Genomic DNA, 26,837 nt, shown 5'->3' with positions numbered 1-26,837 from the left:
GGAACTTATGTCCGAACTCTATCTTAAGTGGATGGACCGTCTCTATTTGCTGGCGATGGGCGTGGCAGGCCTGTCGCTGCTGGTGATGACCATTGTTATTCCGATTGGCATCTTCTCACGCTATGTCCTTAACCGTGGTGAGTCCTGGCCGGAGCCGATTGCCATTATTTGTATGGTGACATTCACCTTTATCGGCGCGGCGGTGAGCTACCGCGCCGGTTCGCATATTGCGGTGAATATGCTCACCGACCGGTTGTCTGACGCGATGAAAATCGTGTGCGCGCGGATCGTGGATCTTCTGATGCTGGTCATTTCGGGCCTGATGTTGTGGTACAGCTATTTGCTGTGCGTTGAACTGTGGGAACAGCCGGTAGCGGAGTTTCCCATTTTGACCTCCGGTGAAAGCTACTTGCCACTGCCGATTGGCTCGGCGATTCTGCTCCTGTTCGTTCTTGAGCGCCTGCTGTTTGGCTCTCAGGAACATCGCCCGGTCGTCATGATCGGCAACCACAGTTAAGGGGTGAGTGATGGACGCATTTGTTTTGTTATTCACCCTCGCCATCTTACTGGCGCTGGGGATGCCGGTGGCCTTTGCCGTCGGCTTAAGCGCCGTGGCTGGCGCGCTGTGGATTGACCTGCCGCTGGAGGCGCTGATGATCCAGATCACCAGCGGGGTGAATAAATTTACCCTGCTGGCGATCCCGTTCTTTATCCTGGCGGGGGCGATCATGGCGGAAGGGGGCATTGCCCGCCGACTGGTGAACTTTGCCTATATCTTTGTCGGCTTTATTCGCGGCGGACTGTCGCTGGTGAATATCGTCGCCTCGACCTTCTTCGGTGCGATCTCGGGCTCGTCGGTGGCAGATACTGCCTCCATCGGTACCGTGATGATCCCGGAGATGGAGAAGAAGGGCTATCCGCGTGAGTACGCAGCGGCGGTGACCGCCAGCGGCTCGGTGCAGGCGATCCTGATCCCACCCAGCCATAACTCGGTGATCTACTCCCTGGCGGCAGGCGGTACGGTGTCGATTGCGACGCTGTTTATCGCGGGCGTCCTGCCGGGCTTGCTGCTAGGGGTCTCTCTGATGTTGCTGTGCCTGGGTTTTGCCCATAAGCGCGGTTATCCGAAAGGCGAAAGGATCCCCTTTAAGCAGGCGCTGAAGATTTTCTTCGATGCTCTGTGGGGGCTGATGACGGTAGTGATTATTCTCGGCGGCATTTTGTCGGGGATCTTTACCGCTACCGAATCCGCGGCGGTTGCCTGTCTGTGGGCGTTCTTTGTCACCATGTTTATCTACCGTGACTACAAGTGGAACGAACTGCCGAAGCTGATGTGCCGCACGGTGAAGACGGTGACGATCGTGATGATCCTGATCGGCTTCGCAGCGGCGTTTGGCGCGGTGATGACCTACATGCAGCTGCCGATGCGCATCACCGAGTTCTTCACCTCGCTGTCGGACAACAAGTATGTGATCCTCATGTACATCAACATCATGCTGCTGCTGATTGGCACCCTGATGGACATGGCGCCGATCATTCTGATCCTGACCCCGGTGCTGCTGCCGGTAACCAATGCGCTGGGTATCGATCCGGTGCATTTCGGGATGATCATGATGGTGAACCTCGGGATGGGGCTGATTACCCCGCCGGTGGGATCGGTGCTGTTTGTTGCCAGTGCGGTGAGTAAGCAGAAGATCGAAGCCGTCGTGCGTGAGATGCTGCCGTTCTACGGCATGCTGCTGGTGGTGTTGGGGTTAGTGACCTACATCCCGGCGATATCGCTGTGGTTACCGCGGATGTTAGGGATGCAGTAGTGATAATGCCGGGCGGCGCTGCGCTTGCCCGGCCTACAAGACCGTAGGCCCGGTAAGGCGCAGCCGCCACCGGGCGCTTTTACCGACCACGCAATAACCGCAACGCGTTCGCCGTCACCAGTACCGTCGCCCCGGTATCTGCCAGTACTGCCAGCCACAATCCGGTCATTCCCAGCAGGGTGGTCACCAGGAAAATCCCTTTCAACCCCAGCGCGATGGCGATGTTCTGCCGGATATTGGCGCGGGTGGCGCGGGCCAGACCGATCATCTGCGCCAGCCCGGTCAAACGGTTGTGAGTCAGCGCCGCATCGGCGGTCTCCAGTGCCACGTCGGTGCCGCTGCCCATCGCAATGCCTATCGTCGCCGCCTTCATCGCCGGAGCGTCGTTAATCCCGTCTCCGACCATCGCCAGCGGCGTTTGCGCATTCAGGGCCGTCACCGCCTGCACTTTATCCGCCGGCAGCAGCCCGGCGCGGAAATCGAGCCCCAGCTCCCCGGCAATGGCCCCTGCAGCGCGCGGGTTATCGCCGGTCAGGATCGCTCCCTTGATGCCCAATTGATGCAGTGCGGCTATGGCCTCTTTCGCGTCATCCCGCAGGGTATCCCGCAGCGCGATCAGACCTTTTGCCTCGCCGTCCTGAACCACCATCACCACCGTCTGTCCGGCCTGCTCCAGGGTCTCGATTTGCGCCGTAAAGCGCGGGTCAGGGAAGGTAGCCGCGGCGCAAATCAGCACCTTGCTGCCCGCGATTTCGGCTTCAATCCCCGACCCCATCAGCGCACGCTGGGCGGTAGCCGCCGGAACAGTCAGCCCGCGGGACTGTGCTTCACGCACAATCGCCTGCGCCAGCGGGTGAGTCGAACCTTGCTCCACCCCGGCGGCCAGTGCCAGCAAATCCTGCTCGCGGATCTCATGCGGATAAATGCCCGTCACCTGTGGTTTGCCCACCGTCAGGGTACCGGTTTTGTCGAACGCCACCTGCTGCACCTGCGCCAGCTGCTCCAGCGCCGCGCCGCCCTTAATCAGCGCCCCACGACGTGCGGCGGCCGCCAGTCCGGAGGTGATGGCCGCCGGGGTGGAGATCACCAGCGCACAAGGACAACCAATCAGCAGCAGGGTCAGCCCTTTATAGATCCAGCCTTCCCATGCAGCGCTGAACAGCAGCGGCGGCACCACGGCCACCAGCAGCGCGACCAGCATAATCACCGGGGTATAGATCCGGCTGAAGCGGTCTATAAAACGCTCCACCGGCGCACGGCGCTCTTCTGCCTCTTCAATCAGCTTCAGGATACGGTCGATGGCGCTGTCGCCCGGTTCGGACAGGACCGTCAGCTGCACCAGACGATCGACGCTGGTGGCCCCGGCCGGGACTTTTTCCCCCGCCGAACGATCGACCGGGATAGATTCCCCGGTCAGGGCACTTTCATCAAAGCTGGCCGTCGCGGTCAGCAGCGTCCCGTCGGCAGGCAGACGTCCCCCGGCGGCTACCTCAATCACATCTCCGGGACGCAACGCGGCAATGGGGACGGTTTTGCGCTCATTGTGAATGACCTGGATGGCGGTTTCCGGCTTCAGCGCCATCAGCGCGCTGACCCCTTTCCGCGCCCGGCTTGCCGCCCAGCCTTCGAGCCTTTCACCAATCAGAAACAGCAGCAGGACCATCGCCGCTTCCGCCGTGGCACCGATAAACAGCGCTCCGATGGCGGCCACGCTCATCAGGGTTTCAATCGCGAACCAGCTCCCGCTTTTCATCAGGCGCAGCGCCTGACGGGCCACCGGCCAGAGCCCGACCAGGGTAGTGGCGATAAAGGCGAGGTTGCCGAGCGGATGGTTGAACTGCTCCAATGCCCAGCTCAGGGCCATCAGCAGGATAAGCGTGATGAGCGGCAGGTTGTCGCGCAGCGGGGACGTTTTTTCTGCCGGGACATTCTCATTGCGCAGCGTATAGCCCGCATTGATCACCGCCGCTTCGACCTGGGCGCTGACGTTGCTCCCCGCATCCACCAGCAGCTTTTCGGTAGCAAACAGGACCTGGACGTGATTGACGCCCGCCACCTGTCTGACGGCAGTTTCTACTTTGCGGGCGCAGGCGGCACAGTCCATGCCGTTGACCACCCAGCTATAACGCTGGCCCTGAACGGGAGGCCCAGGTTCGGCCTGCACCGGGGCGTGATCCGCAGCGCAGCAGGTCTCTTTGGCGGGAAGGGGTGCGAGCTTAAGCGCCGAAAATTGCGGCACTTTTTTAGGTGTTTCTGGAGTCGACATGGCACTCTCCGGTAATGATAATTTTCTCATTAGCCGCAGTATGCACTCTGGAGTCGACTCCAGAGTCAAGCGCTATTTAAATATACAGCGAGCGCACAATCAGGAAGTGCCCGGCGAAGTAGCACGCGGCGGCAATGGCATTATCGGCGCGGAAACGGCGGCGATAGTGACTGCCCAGCCAGACGATATTACCCAGCAGCAGGAGCGTGGCGCCGATGAAGGCCGACAGAGCCGGCGCCGTCGGACGGAAGAACCATAGCTCACCCGCCAGCCAGACCATCACCAGGGTCATGGCGATAAAGGTACACACCGCCCAGCGCAGCTCCTCCAGCCGCGTCCAGACTACGGCGATCAACAGCGCGCCAATCACCAGCAGCGCCAGCGGTAGCGGCCAGAAAAACGACAGCGTCATCTGACTGGCGAAATAGATGGTGTAGAGCAGATGCGATAAGAAGAACGCCCCCACGGCATACAGCAGTCGCTGGCGCGGCAGCAGGGTCAGGGCATCACCGGCCAGTGAGGCGCAGAGCCCGGCGAGCACCAGGTAGCTGATGGCGTTAAACATCGGCGCCTGCCAGGCCAGCAGCAGGAGCAGCAACAAGGTGACGGGTTTAAACAGCCAGCGCTGCCAGGCAGGGCCGCGGTAGGACGCATCGACATACAGCCATGCGGAGAAACAGACAGCGATAAATGACCAAAGCATATTAAGTCCCTGTATCTGTTATTGTTGGATAAACAGTTTCACTTCAGTGTAGTGGTGCAGACGGGCCAATAGCAATGCACAGCGTGGCACGCTATCCTGATTTCAGCCTGGTCTTAAAGGATGGTTCAATGAGCAAGATGCCGCTTTTTTTTATTATCGTACTGGCGATTATCGTCATTGCGGCCTCATTCCGCTTCGTGCAGCAGCGCCGGGAAAAGGCGGATAACGACGCCGCCCCGCTGCTGCAAAAGCGAGTAGTGGTGAGCAATAAACGGGAAAAACCGATTAACGACCGCCGTTCCCGCCAGCAACAGGTGACGCCCGCCGGCACCGCCATGCGCTATGAAGCGAGCTTTAAGCCGGAAAGCGGTGGTCTGGAGATGACGTTTCGCCTCGACGAGAAGCAGTACCATCAGCTGACGGTGGGGGATAAAGGGACGTTGAGTTACAAGGGATCGCGGTTTGAGGGGTTTAGTCCGGCGCCGTGATATCCCCTCGCCCTAACCCTCTCCCCACAGGGGAGAGGGGATCGCCCGGAGCCGTCTTTTCACCCTCGCCCCTTTGGGGTGTACGGTCCGGGGTGAGGGGAAAAATTATTTCTTCGCCTGCGCCTTAAACTTATTCATCCACACCAGCAGCTCAAACACGCCAAAAATAAACACCCGCAGCTGCTGCCAGCCGGTCATTTTCGGGCCATCTTTTGGCATACCGTTTTTCAGCATCACCATCTGCAGGGCATGCATAAATGAGGTAAAAATCAGCGCCACGTTGACGAAAATATTCATCGGACGCGGGAAGGGATGGACGAGGTTGAGGATCAGAAACGCCCAGACCCCCAGCATCAGTAAACGACCCAGATTAATCAGTACCGGCATCGGTCTCTCCTTGAGATTGACGGTGATAAAGACGATAGGCGACCTGCCCGGCCACTTTTTCCCGGTGCAGATCCCAGTGGGCAGGCACCGGCGGTAAACCGTTTTCTACCTCACTCTCGACGTAGATTAGCGCATCATCCGCCAGCCAGCCGTTGTTTTCCAGCAGCGTCAGCGTCTCTTCCAGCAGCCCTTTGCGGAACGGTGGATCGACAAACACCACATCGTGCGGCGTGCCCGCCTGCGCAAGGAAGGCGAGAGCGTTAGTATTGACCACGTTGGCGTGTGTCGCTTTCAGCGAGGCCAGGTTTAGCTGAAGCTGTTGAGAAACGCTGCGGTCCATCTCCAGCAGCGTGGCGCTGGCGGCGTAGCGCGACAGGGCTTCGAGCCCAAGCGCGCCGCTTCCGGCGAAGCAGTCCAGGCAGCGGGCATCTACCATTGAAGGAGCCAGCCAGTTAAACAGCGTCTCGCGAACGCGGTCGGTGGTCGGGCGCAGACCGGGGCTATCCGGTACCGGCAGTTTACGGCCTCGCCACTGACCGCCGATAATACGTATCTGGCCCGCTGCGGCACGGTTGGGTTTCTTCATATCTTTGCTCGGGTACACCGACGGCCTGCGCTTGCAGGCGGTGATGTGCGTTAAGTTAAGTGATAAACTATTTCATCATTTTTTTAGCTTCCATGTATATAGCGCCAGTAATTAACCGCGAGGGGTGTAGTCGCAGATGGCAAAAGAGAAAAAACGTGGCTTCTTTTCCTGGCTGGGCTTTGGTCAAAAAGAGCAGGAAACCGAGCAGCAAAACGAAGAACAACAGATCGCCGAACAGCCTGCTGTTGTTGAACAGCCGCAGCCTGAAACCCCTGTTGAGACCGTCGCTGACGTAGAAGCAGAAACGCCTGCCCACAGCAAAGAAGAGACAGAAGCCTTTGCCGAAGAGGTGGTTGAGTTTACTGAGCAGGTCCAGGAGAGCGAAAAACCACAGCCGGTTGAGCCAGAGCCAGTGGCCGTTGCGCCAGGGCCTGTGGAAGAGATTGTCGAGCCGGTCGCTGAGGTGGAACCTCCGCAGGCGGTTGAGCATGAAGAATTACCGCTGCCGGAAGAGATCCTCGATGAAATTGAGGAAGCGATCCCGGAAGAGTACCTGCCAGAGACCGACGTTGAAGAGCCCATTAGCGATGAAGAGCTCGAAGCTCAGGCGCTGGCGGCCGCAGCCGCAGAAGAAGCGGTGCTTGTCGTCCCGGTAACTGAAGAGGAAGAGCCGGTTGAAGAGCTTGCCCAGGAGCAGGAAAAACCAACCAAAGAAGGTTTCTTCGCCCGCCTGAAACGCAGCCTGGTCAAAACCAAAGAGAACCTCGGTTCCGGATTTATCAGTCTGTTCCGCGGCAAGAAAATCGACGATGATCTCTTTGAAGAGCTGGAAGAACAGCTCCTGATTGCTGACGTTGGCGTGGAGACTACCCGCAAAATCATCACCAGTCTGACCGAGAGCGCCAGCCGTAAACAGCTTCGCGACGCCGAGGCGCTGTACGGCCTGCTGAAAGAAGAGATGGGTGAAATCCTCGCAAAAGTTGACGAACCGCTTAATATTGAAGGCAAAATGCCCTTTGTTATTCTGATGGTCGGCGTGAACGGCGTGGGTAAAACCACCACCATCGGCAAGCTGGCGCGTCAGTTCGAACAGCAGGGCAAATCGGTGATGCTGGCTGCGGGGGATACCTTCCGTGCCGCCGCCGTTGAGCAGCTGCAGGTGTGGGGCCAGCGCAACAACATTCCGGTGATTGCCCAGCATACCGGCGCCGACTCCGCATCAGTGATTTTCGACGCCATCCAGGCCGCGAAAGCGCGTAACGTGGATGTGCTGATTGCCGATACCGCCGGGCGTCTGCAGAATAAATCGCACCTGATGGAAGAGCTGAAGAAGATCGTCCGCGTAATGAAGAAGCTGGACGAAGATGCACCGCATGAAATTATGCTGACTATTGATGCCAGCACCGGGCAGAACGCTATCAGTCAGGCGAAGCTGTTCCATGAAGCGGTAGGACTGACCGGGATCACGCTGACCAAGCTGGATGGCACCGCGAAAGGCGGGGTGATCTTCTCGGTGGCGGACCAGTTCGGGATCCCTATCCGTTACATCGGTGTTGGCGAACGTATCGAAGATTTACGTCCGTTTAAATCGGGCGACTTTATTGAGGCACTTTTTGCCCGAGAGGATTAACAATGATTCGCTTTGAACACGTCAGCAAGGCCTATCTCGGTGGGAGACAAGCGCTGCAGGGGATTAACTTCCATCTGCAGCCGGGCGAGATGGCATTCCTGACCGGTCACTCCGGCGCCGGGAAAAGTACCCTGCTCAAGCTTATCTGTGGGATCGAACGGCCCAGCGCCGGGAAAATCTGGTTTAGCGGCCACGACATCAGCCGCCTGAAAAACCGTGAAGTGCCGTTCCTGCGTCGGCAGATCGGCATGATTTTCCAGGATCACCATCTGCTGATGGACCGCACGGTATTCGACAACGTGGCGATCCCGCTGATTATTGCGGGTGCCAGTGGGGATGATATTCGTCGTCGCGTCTCCGCGGCGCTGGATAAGGTCGGGCTGCTGGACAAAGCGAAGAACTTTCCGATTCAGCTCTCCGGCGGTGAACAGCAGCGCGTGGGCATTGCCCGCGCGGTGGTGAACAAACCGGCGGTGCTGCTGGCGGATGAACCTACCGGTAACCTGGACGACGCCCTTTCCGAAGGGATCCTGCGTCTGTTTGAGGAGTTTAACCGCGTTGGGGTGACAGTACTGATGGCGACGCACGACATGGGGCTTATCTCCCGTCGGTCGTACCGCATGCTGACGCTGAGCGACGGTCATTTGCACGGAGGCCTCGGTGAATAAGCGTGATGCAATGAACCAGATGCGGCAGTTTGGCAGCAAGCTCGACCGTTTTCGTAAATCGGCGGGCGGCCCGGGTGACGGCAACCGCAATGCGCCGAAGCGCAGCAAATCCGCGCCAAAACCCAACTCGCGCAAAACCAACGTCTTTAACGAACAGGTGCGGTACGCCTTCCAGGGCGCGCTGCAGGATCTGAAAAGCAAACCGCTGGCCACCTTCCTGACGGTGATGGTGATTGCCATCTCCCTGACCCTGCCCAGCGTCTGCTACATGGTCTACAAAAACGTAAACCAGGCGGCGTCGCAGTACTATCCTTCCCCGCAGATCACCGTCTATCTCGACAAAGCGCTCGACGATAACGCGGCGGCGCAGGTGGTGGGGCAGCTGCAGGCGGAGCAGGGCGTTGAGAAAGTAAACTACCTGTCACGGGATGAGGCCTTAGGCGAGTTCCGTAACTGGTCCGGGTTTGGCGGCGCGCTGGATATGCTGGAGGAGAACCCTCTGCCCGCGGTGGCGGTGGTGATCCCGAAACTGGATTTCCAGGGCACCGAGTCGCTGAACACCCTGCGCGATCGCGTATCCCGCATCAACGGCATCGATGAAGTGCGGATGGACGACAGCTGGTTTGCCCGTCTGACGGCGCTGACTGGCCTGGTCGGACGCGTCGCAGCCATGATCGGCGTGCTGATGGTGGCGGCAGTGTTCCTCGTTATCGGCAACAGCGTGCGGCTGAGTATCTTCGCCCGTCGCGACACCATTAACGTACAGAAGCTGATCGGCGCCACCGACGGTTTCATCCTGCGTCCCTTCCTGTATGGCGGCGCATTGCTCGGTTTTTCCGGCGCATTTCTTTCACTGATATTGTCAGAAATTTTGGTGATGCGACTTTCTGCGGCCGTCACCGATGTGGCGCAGGTTTTTGGAACGAAGTTTAATATCAGTGGCTTAGCCTTCGATGAGTGCCTGTTATTGCTGCTGGTGTGCTCGATGATCGGCTGGATCGCAGCATGGTTAGCAACCGTGCAACATTTACGTCACTTTACCCCTGACTAAAAAATCTCTGGTATAATCTTTCCCTGCATTGAGAATCACCGTGCAGGGAAAGAGTCCCCTGTTGACTCTGTCCCGCATAATCATCCCCGTGTCACATTTTGTGCGTAATTTATTCACAGTTTCACTCGGAACTTGTGGATAAAATCACTGTCTGATAAAAGAGTGAATGATATTCTCGTTGCTCATTAATTCTGGCATGTTCGTTGCCTGATGGGGACAAACCGCCGCCAGAAAGAATCGATTGAGAGGAATGAATGACCAAAGAAATGCAAACTTTAGCTTTAGCCCCTGTTGGTAACCTGGAGTCTTACATCCGGGCTGCGAACACCTGGCCGATGTTGACGGCCGAGGAAGAAAAGGAGCTCGCTGAAAAGCTGCATTACCAGGGCGATCTGGAAGCAGCTAAGACGCTGATCCTGTCACACCTGCGCTTTGTTGTTCACGTTGCTCGTAACTACGCGGGCTATGGCCTGCCGCAGGCGGATTTGATTCAGGAAGGCAACATCGGCCTGATGAAGGCGGTGCGTCGCTTCAACCCGGAAGTGGGTGTGCGTCTGGTCTCCTTCGCCGTGCACTGGATCAAAGCGGAAATCCACGAATACGTGCTGCGTAACTGGCGTATCGTGAAGGTCGCAACCACTAAAGCTCAGCGTAAACTGTTCTTTAACCTGCGTAAAACCAAGCAGCGTCTGGGCTGGTTTAACCAGGATGAAGTCGAGATGGTTGCCCGCGAGCTGGGCGTATCCAGCAAAGATGTGCGCGAGATGGAATCCCGTATGGCCGCGCAGGACATGACTTTTGATATGTCCTCTGACGATGATGCGTCCGACAGCCAGCCGATGGCCCCGGTCCTCTATCTGCAGGATAAGTCGTCCAACTTTGCCGACGGCATCGAAGATGACAACTGGGAAGAGCAGGCCGCCAACAAGCTGACCTTCGCAATGGAAGGCCTCGACGAGCGTAGCCAGGATATTATCCGTGCCCGCTGGCTGGACGAAGACAACAAGTCCACCCTGCAGGAGCTGGCCGACCGCTACGGCGTCTCCGCTGAACGTGTGCGTCAGCTTGAGAAGAACGCCATGAAAAAACTTCGCGCCGCTATCGAAGCCTAATCCCCGCGAAGTACCCCGATAACCCTCGAATGCAAATTCGGGGGTTTTGTTTTTTTAGCGCCCGTCGGGCGTTTTCCCCCTGCCGGCAAACACTTACCCCTGTGTTGTGCGCTGACTCGTTAAAGCCTTCCTTACCTTATATACATTTCAAAATAGCTATTCCAAATAGATAAAAATGGGGTATGTTTTAGCAGAGTATGCTGAAAAGGCGCGCACGGCAGACGCATAATCGAAATAAAGCGCCATAAAACAACATCACAACAAACACAATAACCATCACAATGGGGATTCTCAGGATGAATATGAAGGGCAAAGCCTTACTGGCAGGATGTATCGCGCTGGCATTCAGCACCATGGCTCAGGCTGATATTAAAGTGGCCGTGGTTGGCGCCATGTCCGGTCCGGTAGCGCAGTACGGCGACCAGGAGTTTACCGGCGCAGAACAAGCGGTTGCCGACATTAATGCCAAGGGCGGTATCAAAGGCGAAAAGCTGCAGATCGTAAAATATGATGATGCCTGTGACCCGAAACAAGCGGTTGCGGTAGCCAACAAAGTGGTCAACGACGGCATCAAATACGTGATCGGCCACCTGTGCTCCTCTTCCACGCAGCCTGCGTCTGACATCTACGAAGACGAAGGTATTCTGATGATCACCCCTGCTGCCACCGCGCCGGAACTGACCGCCCGTGGCTACAAGATGGTAATGCGTACCACTGGCCTGGACTCTGACCAGGGTCCAACCGCGGCGAAATATATTGTCGATAAAGTGAAGCCGCAGCGTATCGCTATTGTCCATGACAAGCAGCAGTACGGTGAAGGCCTGGCGCGTTCCGTGCAGGACAACCTGAAAAAATCCAATGCCAACGTGGTGTTCTTCGACGGTATTACCGCCGGTGAGAAAGATTTCTCTACCATGGTGGCGCGTCTGAAGAAAGAGAACATCGATTTCGTCTACTACGGTGGTTACCACCCTGAGATGGGCCAGCTCCTGCGTCAGGCGCGTGCTGCCGGTCTGAAAACCCAGTTTATGGGCCCGGAAGGGGTGGCAAACGTGTCGCTGTCTAATATCGCTGGTGAATCGGCTGAAGGCCTGCTGGTCACCAAACCGAAGAACTACGACCAGGTTCCAGCCAACAAACCGATCGTAGATGCGATCAAAGCCAAGAAACAGGATCCAAGCGGCGCATTCGTCTGGACCACCTACGCCGCACTGCAAACCCTGCAGGCGGGTCTGAATCAGTCTGCTGAACCGGCTGAGATTGCGACCTGGCTGAAAGCCAACTCCGTTGAGACCGTGATGGGGCCGCTCTCATGGGATGAGAAGGGCGATCTGAAAGGCTTCGAGTTCGGCGTATTCGACTGGCATGCTAACGGTACCGCGACCGACGCCAAATAAAAGCAAAAAGGCAACGTAAGTTGCCTTTTTTAATGTGTGCTCCCTCTCCCTGTGGGAGAGGGCCGGGGTGAGGGCATCAGGCCGCACCCGTGGTTTTTTAATGCTTCTCCCACCCATTGCTTTGCGCCGTAAACCCCAGCGCCTGCATAAACGCCGCCATCACGCCCCGGTCTTCCACGCCGATATCCGCCATCCACCACGAGGCCACGCTCGGGTTATCGCGCATCACCTCTTCAATCAAATATTGCCCTACGCCGCGACGACGGGTGACCTCGCGCACGCGCAGGGAGTCCAGTGCCCCTTGCGTACCGCTCAGCGTTACCCGTACCGCGCCTAACAGCCGCTCGTTAAAGCGCGCTGCATAAATACGGTGTGTTTCATCAACGGTGAGTGAGGAGGGGGAATATTCCGGCCAGATCTTGTTGAGGTCGATATGATCCTGGTCGCTAAATTTCTCCAGACGGTGGATGGTCAGTTTCATTAGCCGCGTGTCCAAATCAAAAAGAGTAGGGGCAGTGTACTCAATTTATTTAGCCAGACGCTTCCACTTTTTAAATCCATTCCCCAGGTGATTGCTTTTTTAGCAGGTAAAAGCGCAGCCAGAAAACGCAGGGATCGAAAAATAAGCAGAATATTAACCTAAATGGCAGTGATTTATTCCGCTTATTCGTCCGTTATTTTATGCTGCAAACTGCACTTTTATTTGTTTATCTCTGCCAGATTTCAGAATATTATCTTTGCTTAATAGCCTGAAATATAGAGATTTTAGTCTGGTTTTAGGCAAAAAACCTCGCTAAACCATTAAAGGCAATAGCAAAAGTTGCGTTGTTTAATAAAAGTACAGAATGCTTTTTAACCATAATAAAACAAAATATATACACCACGTCACGAATGGGGATTCACAGATGAAAAGGAACGCGAAAACTATCATCGCGGGGATGGTTGCACTGGCGATCACCCATACCGCTGCGGCGGAAGATATTAAAGTTGCTGTTGTAGGGGCGATGTCCGGCCCTGTTGCCCAGTGGGGCGATATGGAGTTCAACGGCGCGCGCCAGGCCATTAAAGACATCAACGCCAAAGGCGGTATTAAAGGCGACAAACTGGTCGGCGTGGAATATGACGATGCCTGTGACCCGAAACAAGCCGTCGCCGTCGCCAACAAAATTGTTAACGATGGCATTCAGTATGTGATTGGCCATCTCTGCTCCTCCTCCACCCAGCCTGCGTCTGACATCTACGAAGACGAAGGCATCCTGATGATCACGCCAGGCGCCACTAACCCGGAGCTGACCCAGCGCGGCTACCAGTACATCATGCGTACCGCCGGGCTCGACTCCTCTCAGGGGCCGACCGCGGCGAAGTACATCATCGAAAGCGTCAAGCCGCAGCGTATCGCCATCATTCACGATAAGCAGCAGTACGGCGAAGGGCTGGCCCGCTCGGTGCAGGATGGCCTGAAAAAAGGCGGCGCCAACGTGGTCTTCTTCGACGGCATCACCGCGGGCGAGAAAGACTTCTCCGCGCTGCTGGCCCGTCTGCAGAAAGAGAACATCGACTTCGTCTACTACGGTGGTTACTACCCGGAAATGGGTCAGATGCTGCGTCAGGCCCGCGCTGTCGGTCTGAAAACCCAGTTTATGGGGCCGGAGGGGGTGGGTAACGCCTCGCTGTCGAACATTGCCGGCGACGCGGGCGAAGGCATGCTGGTGACGATGCCAAAACGCTATGACCAGGATCCGGCCAACGCTGCTATCGTCGATGCCCTGAAAGCAGAGAAGAAAGACGCGAGTGGTCCGTACGTGTGGATCACCTATGCCGCCGTGCAATCTCTGGCGACCGCCATGGATCGTACCGGCAGCAAAGCACCGCAGGATCTGATTAAAGATTTAAAAGCACACGGGGCAAACACCGTGATTGGGCCGCTGAACTGGGATGAGAAAGGCGATCTGAAGGGATTTGAGTTTGGTGTCTTTAAGTGGCACGCCGACGGTTCATCCTCGGTCGCCAAATAATCATTATCCCACCGCCCGGCATGACCGGGCGGGAATAGAAAGGTTACCTTATGTCCGAGCAGTTTCTCTATTTCCTGCAGCAGATGTTTAACGGCGTCACGCTGGGAAGCACCTATGCACTGATCGCCATCGGCTACACGATGGTGTACGGCATTATCGGCATGATCAACTTCGCCCACGGCGAGGTGTACATGATCGGCAGTTATGTCTCCTTTATGATTATCGCCGCGCTGATGATGATGGGGATCGACAGCAGCTGGCTGCTGGTGGCCGCCGGGTTTGTCGGGGCGATTATCATTGCCAGCGCCTACGGCTGGAGCATCGAGCGGGTGGCCTATCGCCCGGTGCGTAGCTCTAAGCGCCTGATCGCGCTGATCTCCGCCATCGGGATGTCCATCTTCCTGCAAAACTACGTCAGCCTGACCGAAGGGTCGCGCGATGTGGCGCTGCCAAGCCTCTTCAACGGCCAGTGGATTGTTGGCGCCAGCGAGAACTTCTCGGCGTCGATTACTACCATGCAGCTGGTGATCTGGATTGTGACCTTCCTCGCCATGCTGGCCCTGACCATTTTCATCCGTTACTCCCGCATGGGTCGCGCCTGCCGCGCCTGCGCGGAAGATCTGAAGATGGCGAGCCTGCTCGGCATTAACACCGACCGCGTGATCGCCCTGACCTTTGTGATTGGTGCGGCGATGGCGGCGGTTGCGGGCGTGCTGCTTGGTCAGTTCTACGGCGTAATCAACCCGTACATCGGCTTTATGGCCGGGATGAAAGCCTTTACCGCCGCGGTGCTGGGCGGGATCGGCAGTATTCCGGGGGCGATGATCGGCGGCCTGATCCTCGGCGTGGCCGAAGCTCTCTCCTCTGCCTACCTGAGTACCGAATATAAAGACGTGGTCTCCTTCGCGCTGCTGATTCTGGTGCTGCTGGTGATGCCGACCGGGATCCTGGGTCGTCCGGAGGTAGAGAAAGTATGAAACCGATGCATTTTGCAATGGCGCTGCTTTCGGCGGTCATGTTCTTCGTGCTGGCGGGCGTCTTTATGGGCGTTCAGCTGGAGCTGAGCGGCACCAAACTGGTGGTGGATGTTGCGTCTGATATCCGCTGGCAGTGGGTGTTTGTCGGTACGGCGGTGGTCTTCTTCTTCCAGCTGCTGCGTCCGATTTTCCAGAAGACACTGAAAAACGTCTCCGGGCCGAAGTTTGTGCTGCCGGCCATCGACGGTTCGACCATCAAACAGAAGCTGTTCCTCGTGGCGCTGCTGGTGGCGGCTGTGGCCTGGCCGTTCATGGTTTCACGCGGGACGGTGGATATCGCCACCCTGACCATGATTTATGTGATCCTCGGTCTCGGTCTGAACGTAGTGGTGGGCCTGTCCGGCCTGCTGGTGCTGGGCTACGGCGGCTTCTACGCCATCGGCGCTTACACCTTCGCCCTGCTGAACCACTATTACGGCCTCGGCTTCTGGACCTGTCTGCCGCTGGCGGGGCTGGTCTCTGCCGCGGCGGGTTTCCTGCTCGGCTTCCCGGTGCTGCGCCTGCGCGGCGACTATCTGGCGATTGTGACCTTAGGCTTCGGCGAAATCGTCCGTATCCTGCTGCTCAACAATACCGAAGTGACCGGTGGTCCCAACGGTATCAGCCAGATCCCGAAACCGACCTTCTTTGGCCTGGAGTTCAGCCGTTCCGCGCGTGAAGGCGGCTGGGATACCTTCAGCAACTTCTTTGGTATCAAGTACGACCCGTCCGACCGCGTGATCTGGCTCTATCTGGTGGCTCTGCTGCTGGTGGTCCTCACCCTGTTCGTGATTAACCGCCTGCTGCGTATGCCGCTGGGCCGCGCGTGGGAAGCGCTGCGTGAAGATGAGATCGCCTGCCGCTCCCTGGGCCTGAACCCGACCCGCATCAAGCTGACCGCTTTTACCATCAGCGCCGCGTTTGCCGGTTTCGCCGGGACGCTGTTTGCCGCGCGTCAGGGCTTTGTCAGCCCGGAATCCTTCACCTTTGCGGAATCCGCTTTCGTGCTGGCGATTGTGGTCCTCGGCGGGATGGGCTCGCAGTTCGCGGTTATTCTCGCGGCGATCCTGCTGGTGGTCTCCCGTGAGCTGATGCGTGACTTTAACGAATACAGCATGTTGATGCTGGGTGGTCTGATGGTACTGATGATGATCTGGCGTCCGCAGGGCTTGCTGCCGATGACCCGTCCACAGTTGAAGCTGAAACGCACTCAGGCGAAAGGAGAGCAGGCATGAGTCAGCCATTATTATCCGTTAACGGCCTGATGATGCGTTTTGGCGGCCTGCTGGCAGTCAACAACGTGTCGCTGGATCTGCATCAAAAAGAGATCGTCTCCCTGATCGGCCCGAACGGCGCGGGTAAAACCACGGTGTTCAACTGCCTGACCGGCTTCTATAAGCCGACGGGCGGCACCATCATGCTGGGTGATAAACATCTGGAAGGGCTGCCGGGCCAGCAGATTGCCCGCATGGGCGTGGTGCGTACCTTCCAGCACGTGCGTCTGTTCCGCGAGATGACGGTGATTGAGAACCTGCTGGTGGCGCAACATCAGCAGTTGAAAACCGGGCTCTTCGCCGGCCTGCTGAAAACCCCGGCGTTTCGCCGGGCGCAGGATGAAGCATTAGATCGCGCCGCCACCTGGCTCGACCGTATCGGCCTGCTCCAGCACGCCAACCGTCAGGCCAGCAACCTGGCCTATGGCGACCAGCGTCGTCTGGAGATTATTCGCTGTATGGTGACCCAGCCGCAGATCCTGATGCTTGATGAACCGGCGGCAGGGCTGAACCCGAAAGAGACCAAAGAGCTGGACGAGCTGATTGTCGAGCTGCGTGACCATCACGACACCACCATCCTGCTGATTGAGCATGATATGAAGCTGGTGATGGGCATTTCTGACCGCATCTACGTGGTAAACCAGGGCACGCCGCTGGCGAACGGTACGCCGGAAGAGATTCGCAACAACCCGGACGTGATCCGCGCATACCTTGGTGAGGCATAAGATGGAAAAAGCGATGTTAACGTTCGACAAGGTCAATGCGCATTACGGCAAGATCCAGGCCCTGCACGACGTCAGCCTGCACATCAATCAGGGGGAGATTGTGACCCTGATCGGGGCCAACGGCGCGGGGAAAACCACCCTGCTCGGTACCCTGTGCGGCGATCCGCGCGCCACCAGCGGGCGTATCGTCTTTGATGGTAAAGACATTACCGACTGGCAGACGGCGAAAATCATGCGTGAAGCGGTGGCGATTGTCCCGGAAGGGCGTCGCGTCTTCTCACGCATGACGGTGGAAGAGAACCTGGCGATGGGCGGCTTCTTTGCCGAGCGCGAGCAGTTCCAGACCCGCATCAAGCGTGTATACGATCTTTTCCCGCGCCTGTTTGAGCGTCGTATTCAGCGGGCGGGCACCATGTCCGGTGGAGAGCAGCAGATGCTGGCGATCGGCCGCGCGCTGATGAGCCAGCCGCGTCTGCTGCTGCTGGACGAGCCTTCGCTCGGGCTGGCGCCGATCATTATTCAACAGATTTTCGACACCATCGAACAGCTGCGTAGCGAAGGGATGACCATCTTCCTCGTGGAGCAGAACGCCAACCAGGCGCTGAAACTCGCGGATCGCGGCTACGTGCTGGAGAACGGTCGTGTGGTGCTGGAAGACACCGGCGACGCGCTGCTGGCTAACGAAGCGGTGCGGAGTGCTTACCTGGGCGGATAATAAAAGCAAAAAGGCAACGTAAGTTGCCTTTTTTAATGTTTGCACCCTCTCCCTGTGGGAGAGGGCCGGGGTGAGGGCATCAGGCCGCACCCAATCCCTTTCACACAACCATCATCCCCCTGACGCCTTGTTGTCACATCTCTGTAAACAAACGGTTATTTTTCTGTAATTCGCGCATGTCATGTTACCTCGCGAGCAGAAAACGCGTGATATCGCGCATCCGGCACAATAAGAGAGATGACAATGACATCGTTACGACACACAGCTTTGGGTCTGGCAATGGGTCTGGTTTTTGCGGGCAACGCAATGGCCGTCACCACTATTCCGTTCTGGCATTCCATGGAAGGGGAGTTGGGTAAAGAAGTTGACTCCCTGGCGCAGCGTTTCAACGACACCCACCCGGATTACAAAATTGTGCCGGTGTACAAAGGTAACTACGAGCAGAGCCTGAGCGCCGGTATCGCCGCGTTCCGTACCGGCAACGCCCCGGCGCTGCTGCAGGTTTACGAGGTGGGCACCGCTACCATGATGGCCTCCAAAGCTATCAAGCCGGTGTACGAAGTGTTCAAGGACGCGGGCATCAACTTCGACGAATCCCAGTTTGTGCCGACCGTTTCCGGGTACTACACCGACTCCAAAACCGGGCACCTGCTTTCTCAGCCGTTTAACAGCTCCACCCCGGTGCTCTACTACAATAAAGACGCCTTCAAGAAAGCCGGCTTAGATCCTGAGCAGCCGCCAAAAACCTGGCAGGATCTGGCCGCGTACACCGCCAAACTGAAAGCGGCGGGCATGAAGTGCGGCTACGCCAGCGGCTGGCAGGGCTGGATCCAGATCGAGAACTTCAGCGCCTGGCACGGTCAGCCGGTTGCCACCAAAAACAACGGCTTCGACGGCACCGATGCAGTACTGGAGTTCAACAAGCCGGAGCAGGTGAAGCACATCGCGCTGCTGCAGGAACTGAACAAAAAGGGCGATTTCAGCTACTTCGGGCGTAAAGACGAATCCACCGAGAAGTTCTACAGCGGTGATTGCGCCATCACCACTGCCTCGTCCGGCTCGCTGGCGGATATCCGTCACTACGCCAAATTCAACTACGGCGTGGGCATGATGCCGTACGACGCCGACTCGAAAGGCGCGCCGCAAAACGCCATCATCGGCGGGGCCAGCCTGTGGGTGATGCAGGGCAAAGACAACACTACCTACAAAGGCGTGGCGGAGTTCCTCGACTTCCTGGCGAAACCAGAAAACGCTGCCGAATGGCACCAGAAGACCGGCTACCTGCCGATCACCAAAGCCGCATATGACCTGACCCGCGAGCAGGGCTTCTATGACAAGAACCCGGGGGCAGATATCGCCACGCGTCAGATGCTGAACAAGCCACCGTTGCCGTACACCAAAGGCCTGCGTCTGGGCAATATGCCGCAGATCCGTACCGTGGTGGATGAAGAGCTGGAAAGCGTGTGGACCGGTAAGAAAACCCCACAGCAGGCGCTGGATTCAGCGGTAGAGCGTGGCAACCAACTGCTGCGCCGCTTCGAGCAGTCGACCAAATCGTAATTAACACCTTACCCCTCACCCTAACCCTCTCCCCATAGGGGAGAGGGGACTGCGCGGAGCCGTCTTTTCTCCCTCGCCCCTTTGGGGAGAGGGCCGGGGTGAGGGGAAACCAACTTGAGCTAACCTATGTCATCTTCCCGTCCGGTGTTCCGTTCCCGTTGGCTGCCGTACCTGCTGGTCGCGCCGCAACTGGTCATCACCGTTATCTTCTTTATCTGGCCTGCGGGCGAAGCGCTGTGGTACTCGGTGCAGAGCGTCGATCCGTTCGGGCTCTCCAGCCAGTTCGTCGGCCTGGATAACTTCGCCGCTCTGTGGCACGACAGCTACTACCTCGACGCCTTCTGGACGACGATCAAATTCAGCACCCTGGTCACCGTCAGCGGCCTGCTCGCCTCACTGTTCTTCGCCGCGCTGGTTGATTACGTGGTGCGTGGCAGCCGTCTCTATCAGACCCTGATGCTGCTGCCCTATGCCGTGGCCCCCGCGGTCGCCGCCGTGCTGTGGATCTTCCTGTTTAACCCCGGCCGCGGGCTGATCACCCATTTCCTCGGCGAGTTTGGCTATGACTGGAACCATGCCCAGAACAGCGGCCAGGCGATGTTCCTGGTGGTGTTCGCTTCGGTATGGAAGCAGATCAGCTATAACTTCCTTTTCTTCTTTGCCGCGCTGCAGTCCATTCCGCGTTCGCTGGTGGAAGCCGCGGCGATTGACGGTGCAGGCCCGGTCCGCCGCTTCTTTAAGCTTTCGCTACCGCTGATCGCCCCGGTGAGTTTCTTCCTGCTGGTGGTCAACCTGGTCTACGCCTTCTTCGACACCTTCCCGGTGATCGACGCCGCCACCGCCGGCGGCCCGGTACAGGCTACCACCACGCTGATCTACAAGATCTACCGCGAAGGCTTTGCCGGTCTGGATCTCTCGGCCTCTGCCGCCCAGTCGGTGGTGCTGATGTTCCTCGTCATCATCCTCACGGTGGTGCAGTTCCGCTATGTTGAAAGTAAGGTGCGCTACCAATGATTGAGAACCGTCGCGGGCTGACGATTTTCAGCCACACCATGCTGATCCTGGGCATTCTGGTGATCCTGTTCCCGCTGTACGTGGCTTTTGTCGCCGCCACGCTGGACCGCAACGCTATCTTTGAAACCCCGATGACGCTGATCCCGGGTGGTCATCTTTTCGAGAACATGGCGACCATCTGGACCCAGGGCGTGGGGGTGAACAGCGCGCCGTTCTGGCTGATGATGCTCAACAGCTTCATCATGGCGTTTGGCATCACCGTCGGCAAAATCACGGTGTCGATGCTCTCGGCCTTCGCCATCGTCTGGTTCCGCTTTCCGCTGCGCAACCTGTTCTTCTGGATGATCTTTATCACCCTGATGCTGCCGGTGGAGGTGCGTATCTTTCCGACGGTGGAGGTGATCGCCAACCTCGGCATGCTCGACAGCTACGCGGGCTTAACCCTGCCGCTGATGGCCTCGGCCACCGCCACCTTCCTGTTCCGCCAGTTCTTTATGACCCTGCCGGACGAGTTGATTGAAGCCGCGCGCATCGACGGCGCTTCACCGATGCGCTTTTTCCGCGACATCGTGCTGCCGCTGTCCCGCACCAACCTCGCGGCGCTGTTCGTCATCACCTTTATCTACGGCTGGAACCAGTACCTGTGGCCGCTGCTGATCGTGCAGGACATCAACCTCGGCACCGCCGTGGCGGGCATCAAAGGGATGATTTCAACCGGCGAAGGCACCACCCTCTGGAACCAGGTGATGGCGGCGATGCTGCTTACCCTTATCCCACCCGTAGTCATTGTTTTAGCCATGCAGCGTGCATTTGTCCGCGGCCTGGTCGATAGCGAGAAATAAAATGGCAGGTTTAAAACTTCAGGCAGTCACCAAAAGCTGGGATGGCAAAACCCAGGTCATTCAGCCGTTAACGCTCGACGTGGCGGACGGGGAATTTATCGTGATGGTCGGCCCGTCGGGCTGCGGTAAATCGACCCTGCTGCGGATGGTCGCCGGGCTCGAGCGCGTCACGTCGGGCGATATCTGGATTGACCGCCAGCGCGTCACTGAGATGGAACCGAAAGACAGGGGCATCGCGATGGTGTTCCAGAACTACGCCCTCTACCCGCATATGAGCGTGGAGGAGAACATGGCCTGGGGGCTGAAAATTCGCGGGATGGGCAAAAGCCATATCGACGAGCGCGTCAAAGAGGCAGCGCGGATTCTGGAGCTGGACGGCCTGCTGAAGCGCCGCCCGCGTGAGCTCTCCGGCGGCCAGCGTCAGCGCGTGGCGATGGGCCGCGCCATCGTGCGTGACCCGGCGGTGTTCCTGTTTGATGAACCCTTGTCTAACCTCGACGCCAAACTGCGCGTGCAGATGCGCCTCGAGCTACAGCACCTGCACCGTCGCCTGAAAACCACCTCCCTGTATGTGACCCACGATCAGGTGGAGGCCATGACCCTCGCCCAGCGGGTGATGGTGATGAACAAAGGCATTGCCGAGCAGATTGGCACCCCGGTGGAGGTGTATGAAAAGCCCGCCAGCCACTTTGTGGCGAGCTTTATCGGCAGCCCGGCCATGAACCTGCTGGAGGGGCGCATCAGCGCTGCGGGTACCCATTTTGAGCTGGAGAGCGGCATGGCGCTGCCGATCAACTGGTTCTATCGCGGCTACGCCGGACGCAAAATGACGCTGGGTATCCGCCCGGAACATATTGCGCTAAGCTCCCAGTCGGAAGGCGGGGTGCCGCTGGTGATGGACACCCTCGAGATGCTGGGTGCCGATAACCTGGCGCACGGACGCTGGGGCGAGCAGAAGCTGGTGGTGCGCATGTCGCATCAGGAGCGCCCGCAAGCGGGCAGCACGCTGTGGCTGCATCTGCCGGAAAATCATCTGCACTTATTCGATGGTGAAACAGGACAACGCGTATGAGTAACTGGCCTTATCCCCGCATCGTCGCCCACCGGGGCGGCGGTAAACTGGCCCCGGAGAACACCCTGGCGGCGATTGACGTCGGGGCGCGCTATGGCCACACGATGATCGAGTTCGACGCCAAGCTCTCGCAGGACGGGGAGATCTTCCTCCTGCACGATGACAACCTCGAGCGCACCAGCAACGGCTGGGGCGTGGCAGGTCAACTGCCGTGGCGCGATCTGCTGAAGGTGGATGCCGGGAGCTGGTTTGGCAAGGAGTTTAAAGGCGAGCCGCTGCCGCTGCTGGCCGAGGTGGCCGACCGCTGCCGGAAGCACGGGATGATGGCCAATATCGAAATCAAACCGACCACCGGCACCGGGCCACTCACCGGTAAAGTCATCGCGCTGGCGGCACGCGAGCTGTGGGAAGGGATGACCCCACCACTGCTGTCGTCGTTTGAGATCGACGCGCTGGAAGCGGCGCAGGCTGCAGTGCCCGAGCTGCCGCGGGGTTTACTGCTGGATGAGTGGCGTGAAGACTGGCGGGAGTTAACGACCCGGCTGGGTTGCGTGTCGATTCACCTCAACCATCGTCTGCTGGATGAGGCGCGGGTGAAGGCGATTAAGGCCGCCGGCCTGCATATTCTGGTCTATACCGTTAACCAGCCCCAGCGGGCAGCGGAACTGCTGCGCTGGGGCGTGGATTGCATCTGTACCGATGCGATTGCCCTGATTGGTCCGGACTTCCAGCCCTAAGGGTTATTCAGCATAGAGCCGTTCTGCTGCTGCGGCAGCATATGTTGCTGCTGCACACCGCCCGACGACTCTACGCCGCTAAGCATCCCGCCGCTGGTGTTAGGCAGAACCTGCACGCCCGGCTGGCTCTGCTGAACCCGCAGGGTGTTGTTGTTCATCTGCGTTTGCAGATGCTGCTGCTGGACGCGAGTCTGCGTCTGCAGCTGCTGATTGAGCATCCCTGTCTGCTGCTGCTGCTGGATCATCATCTGATTTTGCATCCGCTGCTGGCTGGGGTTCTGGTACCCCGGCTGGTTTGGGTTGTTCAGGGTATTGATGGGTTGCGCGAGCACGGCAAACGGCAGTAACGCCGCAACAAGAATCAGTCGTTTCATTGTTACTCCCTCCTTCTGAGGCCTCCTCTAAGTTTACCTCTAATCCCGCACTACGATGATTTTTTAAGAGTTATGAACCAGGCTTAAGCGGGAGCATGAGTCCCTGTACCTGGAGAATAAGAATGATCAAACCAACGTTTTTACGCTGGGTAGTGATTGCTGCCCTGACGGCAGGCGGTACGTTTGGCGTGGCAGCCAATCCGCCTGCCGCACCCCCGGTATCCTATGGTGTGGAAGAAGATGTGTTCCATCCCGTGCGGGCGCAAAAGGGAATGGTCTCTTCGGTGGATGCCTTTGCCACTCAGGTGGGGGTAGATATCCTCAAGCAGGGAGGTAATGCGGTGGATGCGGCGGTGGCGGTGGGTTATGCGCTGGCGGTGACGCACCCGCAGGCGGGTAACCTCGGCGGTGGCGGCTTTATGATGCTGCGGACCAAAGATGGCGTGACCACGGCGATCGACTTCCGTGAAATGGCGCCGTCCCAGGCCACGCGCGACATGTTCCTCGACGACCAGGGTAACGCCGACAGTAAAAAATCTCTCACCTCCCATCTGGCGACCGGCACGCCGGGTACGGTAGCGGGCTTCTCGCTGGCGCTGGATAAGTACGGCACCCTGCCGCTAAACAAAGTGGTGCAGCCGGCGATCAAGCTGGCGCGCGACGGCTTTGAGGTCAACGACGCCCTGGCTGACGATCTGAAAACCTACGGCAGCGAAGTGCTCCCCAACCATGAGAACAGCAAAGCGATCTTCTGGAAGGAGGGCGAGCCGCTGAAGAAGGGCGACAAGCTGGTGCAGACCAACCTCGCCAAAAGTCTGGAGATGATTGCCGAGAACGGCCCGGATGCCTTCTATAAAGGGGTGATTGCCGACCAGATTGCCGAAGAGATGAGCAAAAACGGCGGGCTGATCACCAAAGCCGATCTCGCCGAATACAAAGCGGTGGAGCGCACGCCGATTAGCGGGGACTATCGCGGGTATCAGGTCTACTCCATGCCACCGCCGTCTTCCGGCGGGATCCACATCGTGCAGATCCTCAATATCCTCGAAAACTTCGATCTGCATAAGTTCGGTTTCGGCAGCGCCGATACCATGCAGGTGATGGCCGAGGCGGAAAAATATGCCTACGCCGACCGCTCGGAGTATCTGGGCGACCCGGATTTCGTCAAGGTTCCGTGGCAGGCGCTGACCAATAAAGCCTATGCCAAAACCCTGGCTGACCAGATCGATATCAACAAAGCCAAACCATCTAGCGAGATCCGCCCGGGCAAACTGGCGCCGTATGAGAGCAACCAGACCACCCACTTCTCGGTGGTGGATAAAGAGGGTAACGCGGTGGCGGTCACCTACACGCTGAACACCGTGTTTGGTACCGGGATCGTGGCGGGCAACAGCGGCATTCTGCTTAACAACGAGATGGATGATTTCTCCGCCAAACCGGGCGTGCCGAACGTCTACGGGTTGGTGGGCGGGGATGCCAACGCCGTCGGGCCGAAGAAGCGTCCGCTGTCGTCGATGTCACCGACCATCGTGGTGAAAGACGGCAAAACCTGGCTGGTGACCGGCAGCCCTGGCGGGAGCCGCATTATTACCACCGTGCTGCAAATGGTGGTCAACAGCATCGACTACGGAATGAACGTGGCAGAGGCCACCAACGCGCCGCGCTTCCATCACCAGTGGCTACCGGATGAGCTGCGGGTGGAGAAGGGCTTTAGCCCGGATACCCTGAAGCTGCTGGAACAGCGCGGGCAAAAAGTGGTGGTGAAAGAGGCGATGGGCAGTACCCAGAGTATTATGGTGGGGCCGGATGGCGCGCTGTATGGCGCATCAGATCCGCGGTCGGTGGATGATTTGACGGCGGGATATTAAATCTTTTACCTCTCCCCAATGGGGAGAGGTTTTCATGCTTACTTGATGCGCGCCATAAAGTGCGCATCGACAAACTCACCGTTACGCAGGGCGAACTTCTTCCCGGTGCCTTCCACCACAAAGCCGTACTTACGATACAGGGTGATGGCAGAGGCGTTGTCGACAAACACCGTCAGCTCGATACGCTCGATGCGCAGCCAGTTGTCGCACAGGTTGATCATCTCCCGCATTAACGCGCTGCCCGCGCCGCGGCCCTGCACCTCGGCTGACACACCAATTCCGAACGTCGCCACATGGCTGCGGCGTGGATTTTCCATCACGTCCAGCACCAGATGACCGATAACCTGTCCGTCCAGGCAGGCAACCAGATGACGCCTGCCCGGCTTTTGCATCACCCGTTCTTTCCACATGTCCATCGCAGGATGAGGAAGTTGTAGAGTGTCGTGATAAACCCCTGGATGGGCATTCAGCAGGCGTAAAGCTTCGGCATCGGCGGCTTCAACGTGGCGTATCACTATCTCACTCATTCCTTCTTCCTCAGTTAGTTAGGTTCCCTTTCAACATCCATGAGTTTGAAATGTGAGTCAACAAGCATTTTTTGCAAAAAATCAGTAGACAAGTGCGAATGAGAATGATTATTATTGTCTTGCCTTCAGAAGTACCGACACGGGAACCTGAAAGCACGACATTGCTCACATTGCTTCCAGTATTATTTTAGCCAGCTTATCGCTGGCTTTTTTTTGCCCTACAGCTTTTGCAGCGGCACGAGATCGAGCGGGTCTGGCGCGCTCTCTTTCATCAGGCCCACTACGTTGGTCTTTTCCGCGACGGCGGGTAACACCTCTGCCTGGCCGGAAAACAGCCCGCCTTTTTTCACCGCCAGGGTGCGGTAGGCAAGGGTCCCGGTGACCTGGCCGTTCTCGCAGATTTCAATCACATCGCTGCTACACTGGCCGAGCACCTTGCCATCAACGATCAGCTCCCGGCAGGTGATATTTCCCTCCACCTGACCCCCACGCATGATCTTGATCAGGCTCTCTTTGGAGTCGATATTGCCGATAAGCGTCCCGTGAACGTAGACATGACCACCGGAAACGATATTGCCTTCAAACCGCACATCGCTGGCGATAACGGTGGTGCCGTGTTTCTCCGTGGCGGTGGGCTCTTTTTCAATGACGGGCACCGGGGGAAGGATGAGTTCTGGCTTGCCAGTCTCGGGTGTTTTGCTCTTTTTAAACATGATCTTAACCTGATTGAGTAGAAGGGAGATGCCAAAGCTCAGCAAAGAGACTGCAGCGAACAGCCACGTCAGGAAGAGGGCGCCTGAGCACCAGGCGACCAGCGCGAGCAGCCAGAAGAGAAGGGCGCTATTTAACGCGAGATATTTTCTGTCCATAGAAAATGAGCGCGACTCCTTTCGCGAGCAGGGGGATTTGGCCGTCTTCTTATCCTGGTAATTTCACCCAGGATCAAGCTTTCGACCGCCATTTTAGGATTCGTTATAGAAATATATTTCGCCGCCA

27 protein-coding genes are annotated in these 26,837 nt (G+C 57.8%); 19 read left to right on the top strand and 8 right to left on the bottom strand.

Annotated elements, in window-relative coordinates; translation table 11 throughout:
- Positions 1-7: 7 nt before the first annotated feature.
- A complete protein-coding gene (locus tag G7090_RS22050; protein WP_166184499.1) occupies positions 8-517 on the top strand; it encodes a TRAP transporter small permease in 510 nt (169 codons plus the stop codon).
- Between the two features lie 10 nt (positions 518-527).
- Positions 528-1,814 (top strand): TRAP transporter large permease, encoded by a 1,287-nt coding sequence (locus G7090_RS22045; protein WP_166184496.1) that lies wholly within the window; start codon positions 528-530, stop codon positions 1,812-1,814.
- Positions 1,815-1,893: 79 nt separating this feature from the next.
- On the opposite strand, the gene zntA is transcribed toward G7090_RS22045, so the two are convergent.
- Both zntA and G7090_RS22035 read right to left on the bottom strand, forming a co-directional pair.
- Positions 1,894-4,080, bottom strand: a complete 2,187-nt coding sequence (gene zntA, locus G7090_RS22040) for a Zn(II)/Cd(II)/Pb(II) translocating P-type ATPase ZntA (RefSeq protein WP_166184492.1) — start codon at positions 4,078-4,080, stop codon at positions 1,894-1,896.
- Positions 4,081-4,156: 76 nt separating this feature from the next.
- Positions 4,157-4,783: a lysoplasmalogenase gene (locus G7090_RS22035; RefSeq protein WP_106995263.1), complete on the bottom strand. Its 627-nt coding sequence runs from the start codon at positions 4,781-4,783 to the stop codon at positions 4,157-4,159.
- Between the two features lie 128 nt (positions 4,784-4,911).
- On the opposite strand from G7090_RS22035, the gene G7090_RS22030 reads away from it, so the two are divergent.
- Positions 4,912-5,271: a DUF2500 domain-containing protein gene (locus G7090_RS22030; protein WP_166184489.1), complete on the top strand. Its 360-nt coding sequence runs from the start codon at positions 4,912-4,914 to the stop codon at positions 5,269-5,271.
- A gap of 105 nt (positions 5,272-5,376) precedes the next feature.
- Here the strand turns inward: G7090_RS22030 and G7090_RS22025 are convergent, their stop codons facing one another.
- Both G7090_RS22025 and rsmD read right to left on the bottom strand, forming a co-directional pair.
- The gene (locus G7090_RS22025; RefSeq protein ID WP_106995261.1) at positions 5,377-5,658 is read right to left on the bottom strand and encodes a DUF1145 family protein; all 282 of its coding nucleotides are present in this window, start codon (positions 5,656-5,658) and stop codon (positions 5,377-5,379) included.
- Positions 5,642-6,244, bottom strand: a complete 603-nt coding sequence (gene rsmD / locus G7090_RS22020) for a 16S rRNA (guanine(966)-N(2))-methyltransferase (protein WP_166184486.1) — start codon at positions 6,242-6,244, stop codon at positions 5,642-5,644. Before rsmD ends, G7090_RS22025 begins: the two co-directional genes overlap by 17 nt.
- 136 nt (positions 6,245-6,380) lie before the next feature.
- Here rsmD and ftsY point away from each other — a divergent pair, with 136 nt between their 5' ends.
- The 5 genes from ftsY to G7090_RS21995 all read left to right on the top strand — a co-directional run bounded on the left by ftsY (position 6,381) and on the right by G7090_RS21995 (position 12,102).
- A complete protein-coding gene (gene ftsY, locus G7090_RS22015) occupies positions 6,381-7,874 on the top strand; it encodes a signal recognition particle-docking protein FtsY (protein ID WP_166184483.1) in 1,494 nt (497 codons plus the stop codon).
- 2 nt (positions 7,875-7,876) lie between these two features.
- Positions 7,877-8,542 carry a cell division ATP-binding protein FtsE gene (gene ftsE, locus G7090_RS22010; protein WP_106995258.1) on the top strand — a complete coding sequence of 222 codons (666 nt, stop codon included), beginning with the start codon at positions 7,877-7,879 and terminating at the stop codon, positions 8,540-8,542.
- A complete protein-coding gene (gene ftsX, locus G7090_RS22005; protein WP_166184481.1) occupies positions 8,535-9,593 on the top strand; it encodes a permease-like cell division protein FtsX in 1,059 nt (352 codons plus the stop codon). The genes ftsE and ftsX overlap by 8 nt, the downstream gene beginning before the upstream one ends.
- Before the next feature lie 254 nt (positions 9,594-9,847).
- Positions 9,848-10,705: an RNA polymerase sigma factor RpoH gene (gene rpoH, locus G7090_RS22000; protein ID WP_106995256.1), complete on the top strand. Its 858-nt coding sequence runs from the start codon at positions 9,848-9,850 to the stop codon at positions 10,703-10,705.
- Positions 10,706-11,001: 296 nt separating this feature from the next.
- Positions 11,002-12,102, top strand: coding sequence for a branched-chain amino acid ABC transporter substrate-binding protein (locus G7090_RS21995; protein WP_106995255.1), 1,101 nt, complete (start codon positions 11,002-11,004; stop codon positions 12,100-12,102).
- Between the two features lie 97 nt (positions 12,103-12,199).
- Here G7090_RS21995 and panM read toward each other — a convergent pair whose 3' ends face one another.
- Positions 12,200-12,583 (bottom strand): aspartate 1-decarboxylase autocleavage activator PanM, encoded by a 384-nt coding sequence (gene panM / locus G7090_RS21990; protein ID WP_166184478.1) that lies wholly within the window; start codon positions 12,581-12,583, stop codon positions 12,200-12,202.
- Positions 12,584-13,007: 424 nt separating this feature from the next.
- Here panM and livK point away from each other — a divergent pair, with 424 nt between their 5' ends.
- The 10 genes from livK to ugpQ all read left to right on the top strand — a co-directional run bounded on the left by livK (position 13,008) and on the right by ugpQ (position 23,072).
- Positions 13,008-14,117 carry a high-affinity branched-chain amino acid ABC transporter substrate-binding protein LivK gene (livK, locus tag G7090_RS21985; protein WP_166184475.1) on the top strand — a complete coding sequence of 370 codons (1,110 nt, stop codon included), beginning with the start codon at positions 13,008-13,010 and terminating at the stop codon, positions 14,115-14,117.
- Between the two features lie 50 nt (positions 14,118-14,167).
- Positions 14,168-15,094 (top strand): high-affinity branched-chain amino acid ABC transporter permease LivH, encoded by a 927-nt coding sequence (gene livH / locus G7090_RS21980; RefSeq protein WP_106995250.1) that lies wholly within the window; start codon positions 14,168-14,170, stop codon positions 15,092-15,094.
- Entirely contained in the window at positions 15,091-16,368 is a 1,278-nt protein-coding gene (locus tag G7090_RS21975; protein WP_106995249.1) for a high-affinity branched-chain amino acid ABC transporter permease LivM, read from the top strand. The genes livH and G7090_RS21975 overlap by 4 nt, the downstream gene beginning before the upstream one ends.
- Positions 16,365-17,132, top strand: coding sequence for a high-affinity branched-chain amino acid ABC transporter ATP-binding protein LivG (gene livG / locus G7090_RS21970; protein ID WP_106995248.1), 768 nt, complete (start codon positions 16,365-16,367; stop codon positions 17,130-17,132). The genes G7090_RS21975 and livG overlap by 4 nt, the downstream gene beginning before the upstream one ends.
- Position 17,133: 1 nt before the next feature.
- The gene (gene livF / locus G7090_RS21965) at positions 17,134-17,847 is read left to right on the top strand and encodes a high-affinity branched-chain amino acid ABC transporter ATP-binding protein LivF (RefSeq protein ID WP_156264803.1); all 714 of its coding nucleotides are present in this window, start codon (positions 17,134-17,136) and stop codon (positions 17,845-17,847) included.
- 243 nt (positions 17,848-18,090) lie between these two features.
- Positions 18,091-19,407 (top strand): sn-glycerol-3-phosphate ABC transporter substrate-binding protein UgpB, encoded by a 1,317-nt coding sequence (gene ugpB, locus G7090_RS21960; protein WP_166184471.1) that lies wholly within the window; start codon positions 18,091-18,093, stop codon positions 19,405-19,407.
- Between the two features lie 126 nt (positions 19,408-19,533).
- Positions 19,534-20,421 carry a sn-glycerol-3-phosphate ABC transporter permease UgpA gene (gene ugpA / locus G7090_RS21955; protein ID WP_106995245.1) on the top strand — a complete coding sequence of 296 codons (888 nt, stop codon included), beginning with the start codon at positions 19,534-19,536 and terminating at the stop codon, positions 20,419-20,421.
- Positions 20,418-21,263, top strand: a complete 846-nt coding sequence (gene ugpE / locus G7090_RS21950) for a sn-glycerol-3-phosphate ABC transporter permease UgpE (protein ID WP_166184469.1) — start codon at positions 20,418-20,420, stop codon at positions 21,261-21,263. Before ugpA ends, ugpE begins: the two co-directional genes overlap by 4 nt.
- 1 nt (position 21,264) lies before the next feature.
- Complete coding sequence (locus G7090_RS21945; RefSeq protein ID WP_166184466.1) at positions 21,265-22,335, top strand: sn-glycerol-3-phosphate import ATP-binding protein UgpC; 1,071 nt, start codon at positions 21,265-21,267, stop codon at positions 22,333-22,335.
- Positions 22,332-23,072, top strand: coding sequence for a glycerophosphodiester phosphodiesterase (gene ugpQ, locus G7090_RS21940; RefSeq protein WP_166184463.1), 741 nt, complete (start codon positions 22,332-22,334; stop codon positions 23,070-23,072). The genes G7090_RS21945 and ugpQ overlap by 4 nt, the downstream gene beginning before the upstream one ends.
- On the opposite strand, the gene G7090_RS21935 is transcribed toward ugpQ, so the two are convergent.
- Entirely contained in the window at positions 23,069-23,446 is a 378-nt protein-coding gene (locus G7090_RS21935) for a DUF2756 family protein (RefSeq protein ID WP_106995241.1), read from the bottom strand. The two genes, ugpQ and G7090_RS21935, sit on opposite strands and share 4 nt — an antisense overlap.
- Before the next feature lie 122 nt (positions 23,447-23,568).
- Between G7090_RS21935 and ggt the strand changes: the two genes are divergently transcribed.
- The gene (gene ggt, locus G7090_RS21930) at positions 23,569-25,314 is read left to right on the top strand and encodes a gamma-glutamyltransferase (RefSeq protein WP_207630087.1); all 1,746 of its coding nucleotides are present in this window, start codon (positions 23,569-23,571) and stop codon (positions 25,312-25,314) included.
- 38 nt (positions 25,315-25,352) lie between these two features.
- Here ggt and yhhY read toward each other — a convergent pair whose 3' ends face one another.
- Positions 25,353-25,841: an N-acetyltransferase gene (gene yhhY / locus G7090_RS21925; protein ID WP_166184460.1), complete on the bottom strand. Its 489-nt coding sequence runs from the start codon at positions 25,839-25,841 to the stop codon at positions 25,353-25,355.
- 218 nt (positions 25,842-26,059) lie between these two features.
- Positions 26,060-26,710, bottom strand: a complete 651-nt coding sequence (locus tag G7090_RS21920) for a polymer-forming cytoskeletal protein (protein ID WP_166184457.1) — start codon at positions 26,708-26,710, stop codon at positions 26,060-26,062.
- Between the last annotated feature and the right edge of the window lie 127 nt (positions 26,711-26,837).

This window comes from Leclercia sp. 29361, assembly GCF_011290365.1.
Taxonomy (GTDB): Bacteria; Pseudomonadota; Gammaproteobacteria; order Enterobacterales; family Enterobacteriaceae; genus Enterobacter; species Enterobacter tamurae.
Note: the sequence above shows the minus strand (reverse complement) of the source record. Positions and strands in the feature narration are given on the sequence as shown.

Coding starts and splice junctions, on each gene's coding strand:
- G7090_RS22050 (WP_166184499.1), top strand. CDS start 8: ATGTCCGAACTCTATCTTAAGTGGATGGACCGTCTCTATTTGCTGGCG.
- G7090_RS22045 (WP_166184496.1), top strand. CDS start 528: ATGGACGCATTTGTTTTGTTATTCACCCTCGCCATCTTACTGGCGCTG.
- zntA (WP_166184492.1), bottom strand. CDS start 4,080: ATGTCGACTCCAGAAACACCTAAAAAAGTGCCGCAATTTTCGGCGCTT.
- G7090_RS22035 (WP_106995263.1), bottom strand. CDS start 4,783: ATGCTTTGGTCATTTATCGCTGTCTGTTTCTCCGCATGGCTGTATGTC.
- G7090_RS22030 (WP_166184489.1), top strand. CDS start 4,912: ATGAGCAAGATGCCGCTTTTTTTTATTATCGTACTGGCGATTATCGTC.
- G7090_RS22025 (WP_106995261.1), bottom strand. CDS start 5,658: ATGCCGGTACTGATTAATCTGGGTCGTTTACTGATGCTGGGGGTCTGG.
- rsmD (WP_166184486.1), bottom strand. CDS start 6,244: ATGAAGAAACCCAACCGTGCCGCAGCGGGCCAGATACGTATTATCGGC.
- ftsY (WP_166184483.1), top strand. CDS start 6,381: ATGGCAAAAGAGAAAAAACGTGGCTTCTTTTCCTGGCTGGGCTTTGGT.
- ftsE (WP_106995258.1), top strand. CDS start 7,877: ATGATTCGCTTTGAACACGTCAGCAAGGCCTATCTCGGTGGGAGACAA.
- rpoH (WP_106995256.1), top strand. CDS start 9,848: ATGACCAAAGAAATGCAAACTTTAGCTTTAGCCCCTGTTGGTAACCTG.
- G7090_RS21995 (WP_106995255.1), top strand. CDS start 11,002: ATGAATATGAAGGGCAAAGCCTTACTGGCAGGATGTATCGCGCTGGCA.
- panM (WP_166184478.1), bottom strand. CDS start 12,583: ATGAAACTGACCATCCACCGTCTGGAGAAATTTAGCGACCAGGATCAT.
- livK (WP_166184475.1), top strand. CDS start 13,008: ATGAAAAGGAACGCGAAAACTATCATCGCGGGGATGGTTGCACTGGCG.
- livH (WP_106995250.1), top strand. CDS start 14,168: ATGTCCGAGCAGTTTCTCTATTTCCTGCAGCAGATGTTTAACGGCGTC.
- G7090_RS21975 (WP_106995249.1), top strand. CDS start 15,091: ATGAAACCGATGCATTTTGCAATGGCGCTGCTTTCGGCGGTCATGTTC.
- livG (WP_106995248.1), top strand. CDS start 16,365: ATGAGTCAGCCATTATTATCCGTTAACGGCCTGATGATGCGTTTTGGC.
- livF (WP_156264803.1), top strand. CDS start 17,134: ATGGAAAAAGCGATGTTAACGTTCGACAAGGTCAATGCGCATTACGGC.
- ugpB (WP_166184471.1), top strand. CDS start 18,091: ATGACATCGTTACGACACACAGCTTTGGGTCTGGCAATGGGTCTGGTT.
- ugpA (WP_106995245.1), top strand. CDS start 19,534: ATGTCATCTTCCCGTCCGGTGTTCCGTTCCCGTTGGCTGCCGTACCTG.
- ugpE (WP_166184469.1), top strand. CDS start 20,418: ATGATTGAGAACCGTCGCGGGCTGACGATTTTCAGCCACACCATGCTG.
- G7090_RS21945 (WP_166184466.1), top strand. CDS start 21,265: ATGGCAGGTTTAAAACTTCAGGCAGTCACCAAAAGCTGGGATGGCAAA.
- ugpQ (WP_166184463.1), top strand. CDS start 22,332: ATGAGTAACTGGCCTTATCCCCGCATCGTCGCCCACCGGGGCGGCGGT.
- G7090_RS21935 (WP_106995241.1), bottom strand. CDS start 23,446: ATGAAACGACTGATTCTTGTTGCGGCGTTACTGCCGTTTGCCGTGCTC.
- ggt (WP_207630087.1), top strand. CDS start 23,569: ATGATCAAACCAACGTTTTTACGCTGGGTAGTGATTGCTGCCCTGACG.
- yhhY (WP_166184460.1), bottom strand. CDS start 25,841: ATGAGTGAGATAGTGATACGCCACGTTGAAGCCGCCGATGCCGAAGCT.
- G7090_RS21920 (WP_166184457.1), bottom strand. CDS start 26,710: ATGGACAGAAAATATCTCGCGTTAAATAGCGCCCTTCTCTTCTGGCTG.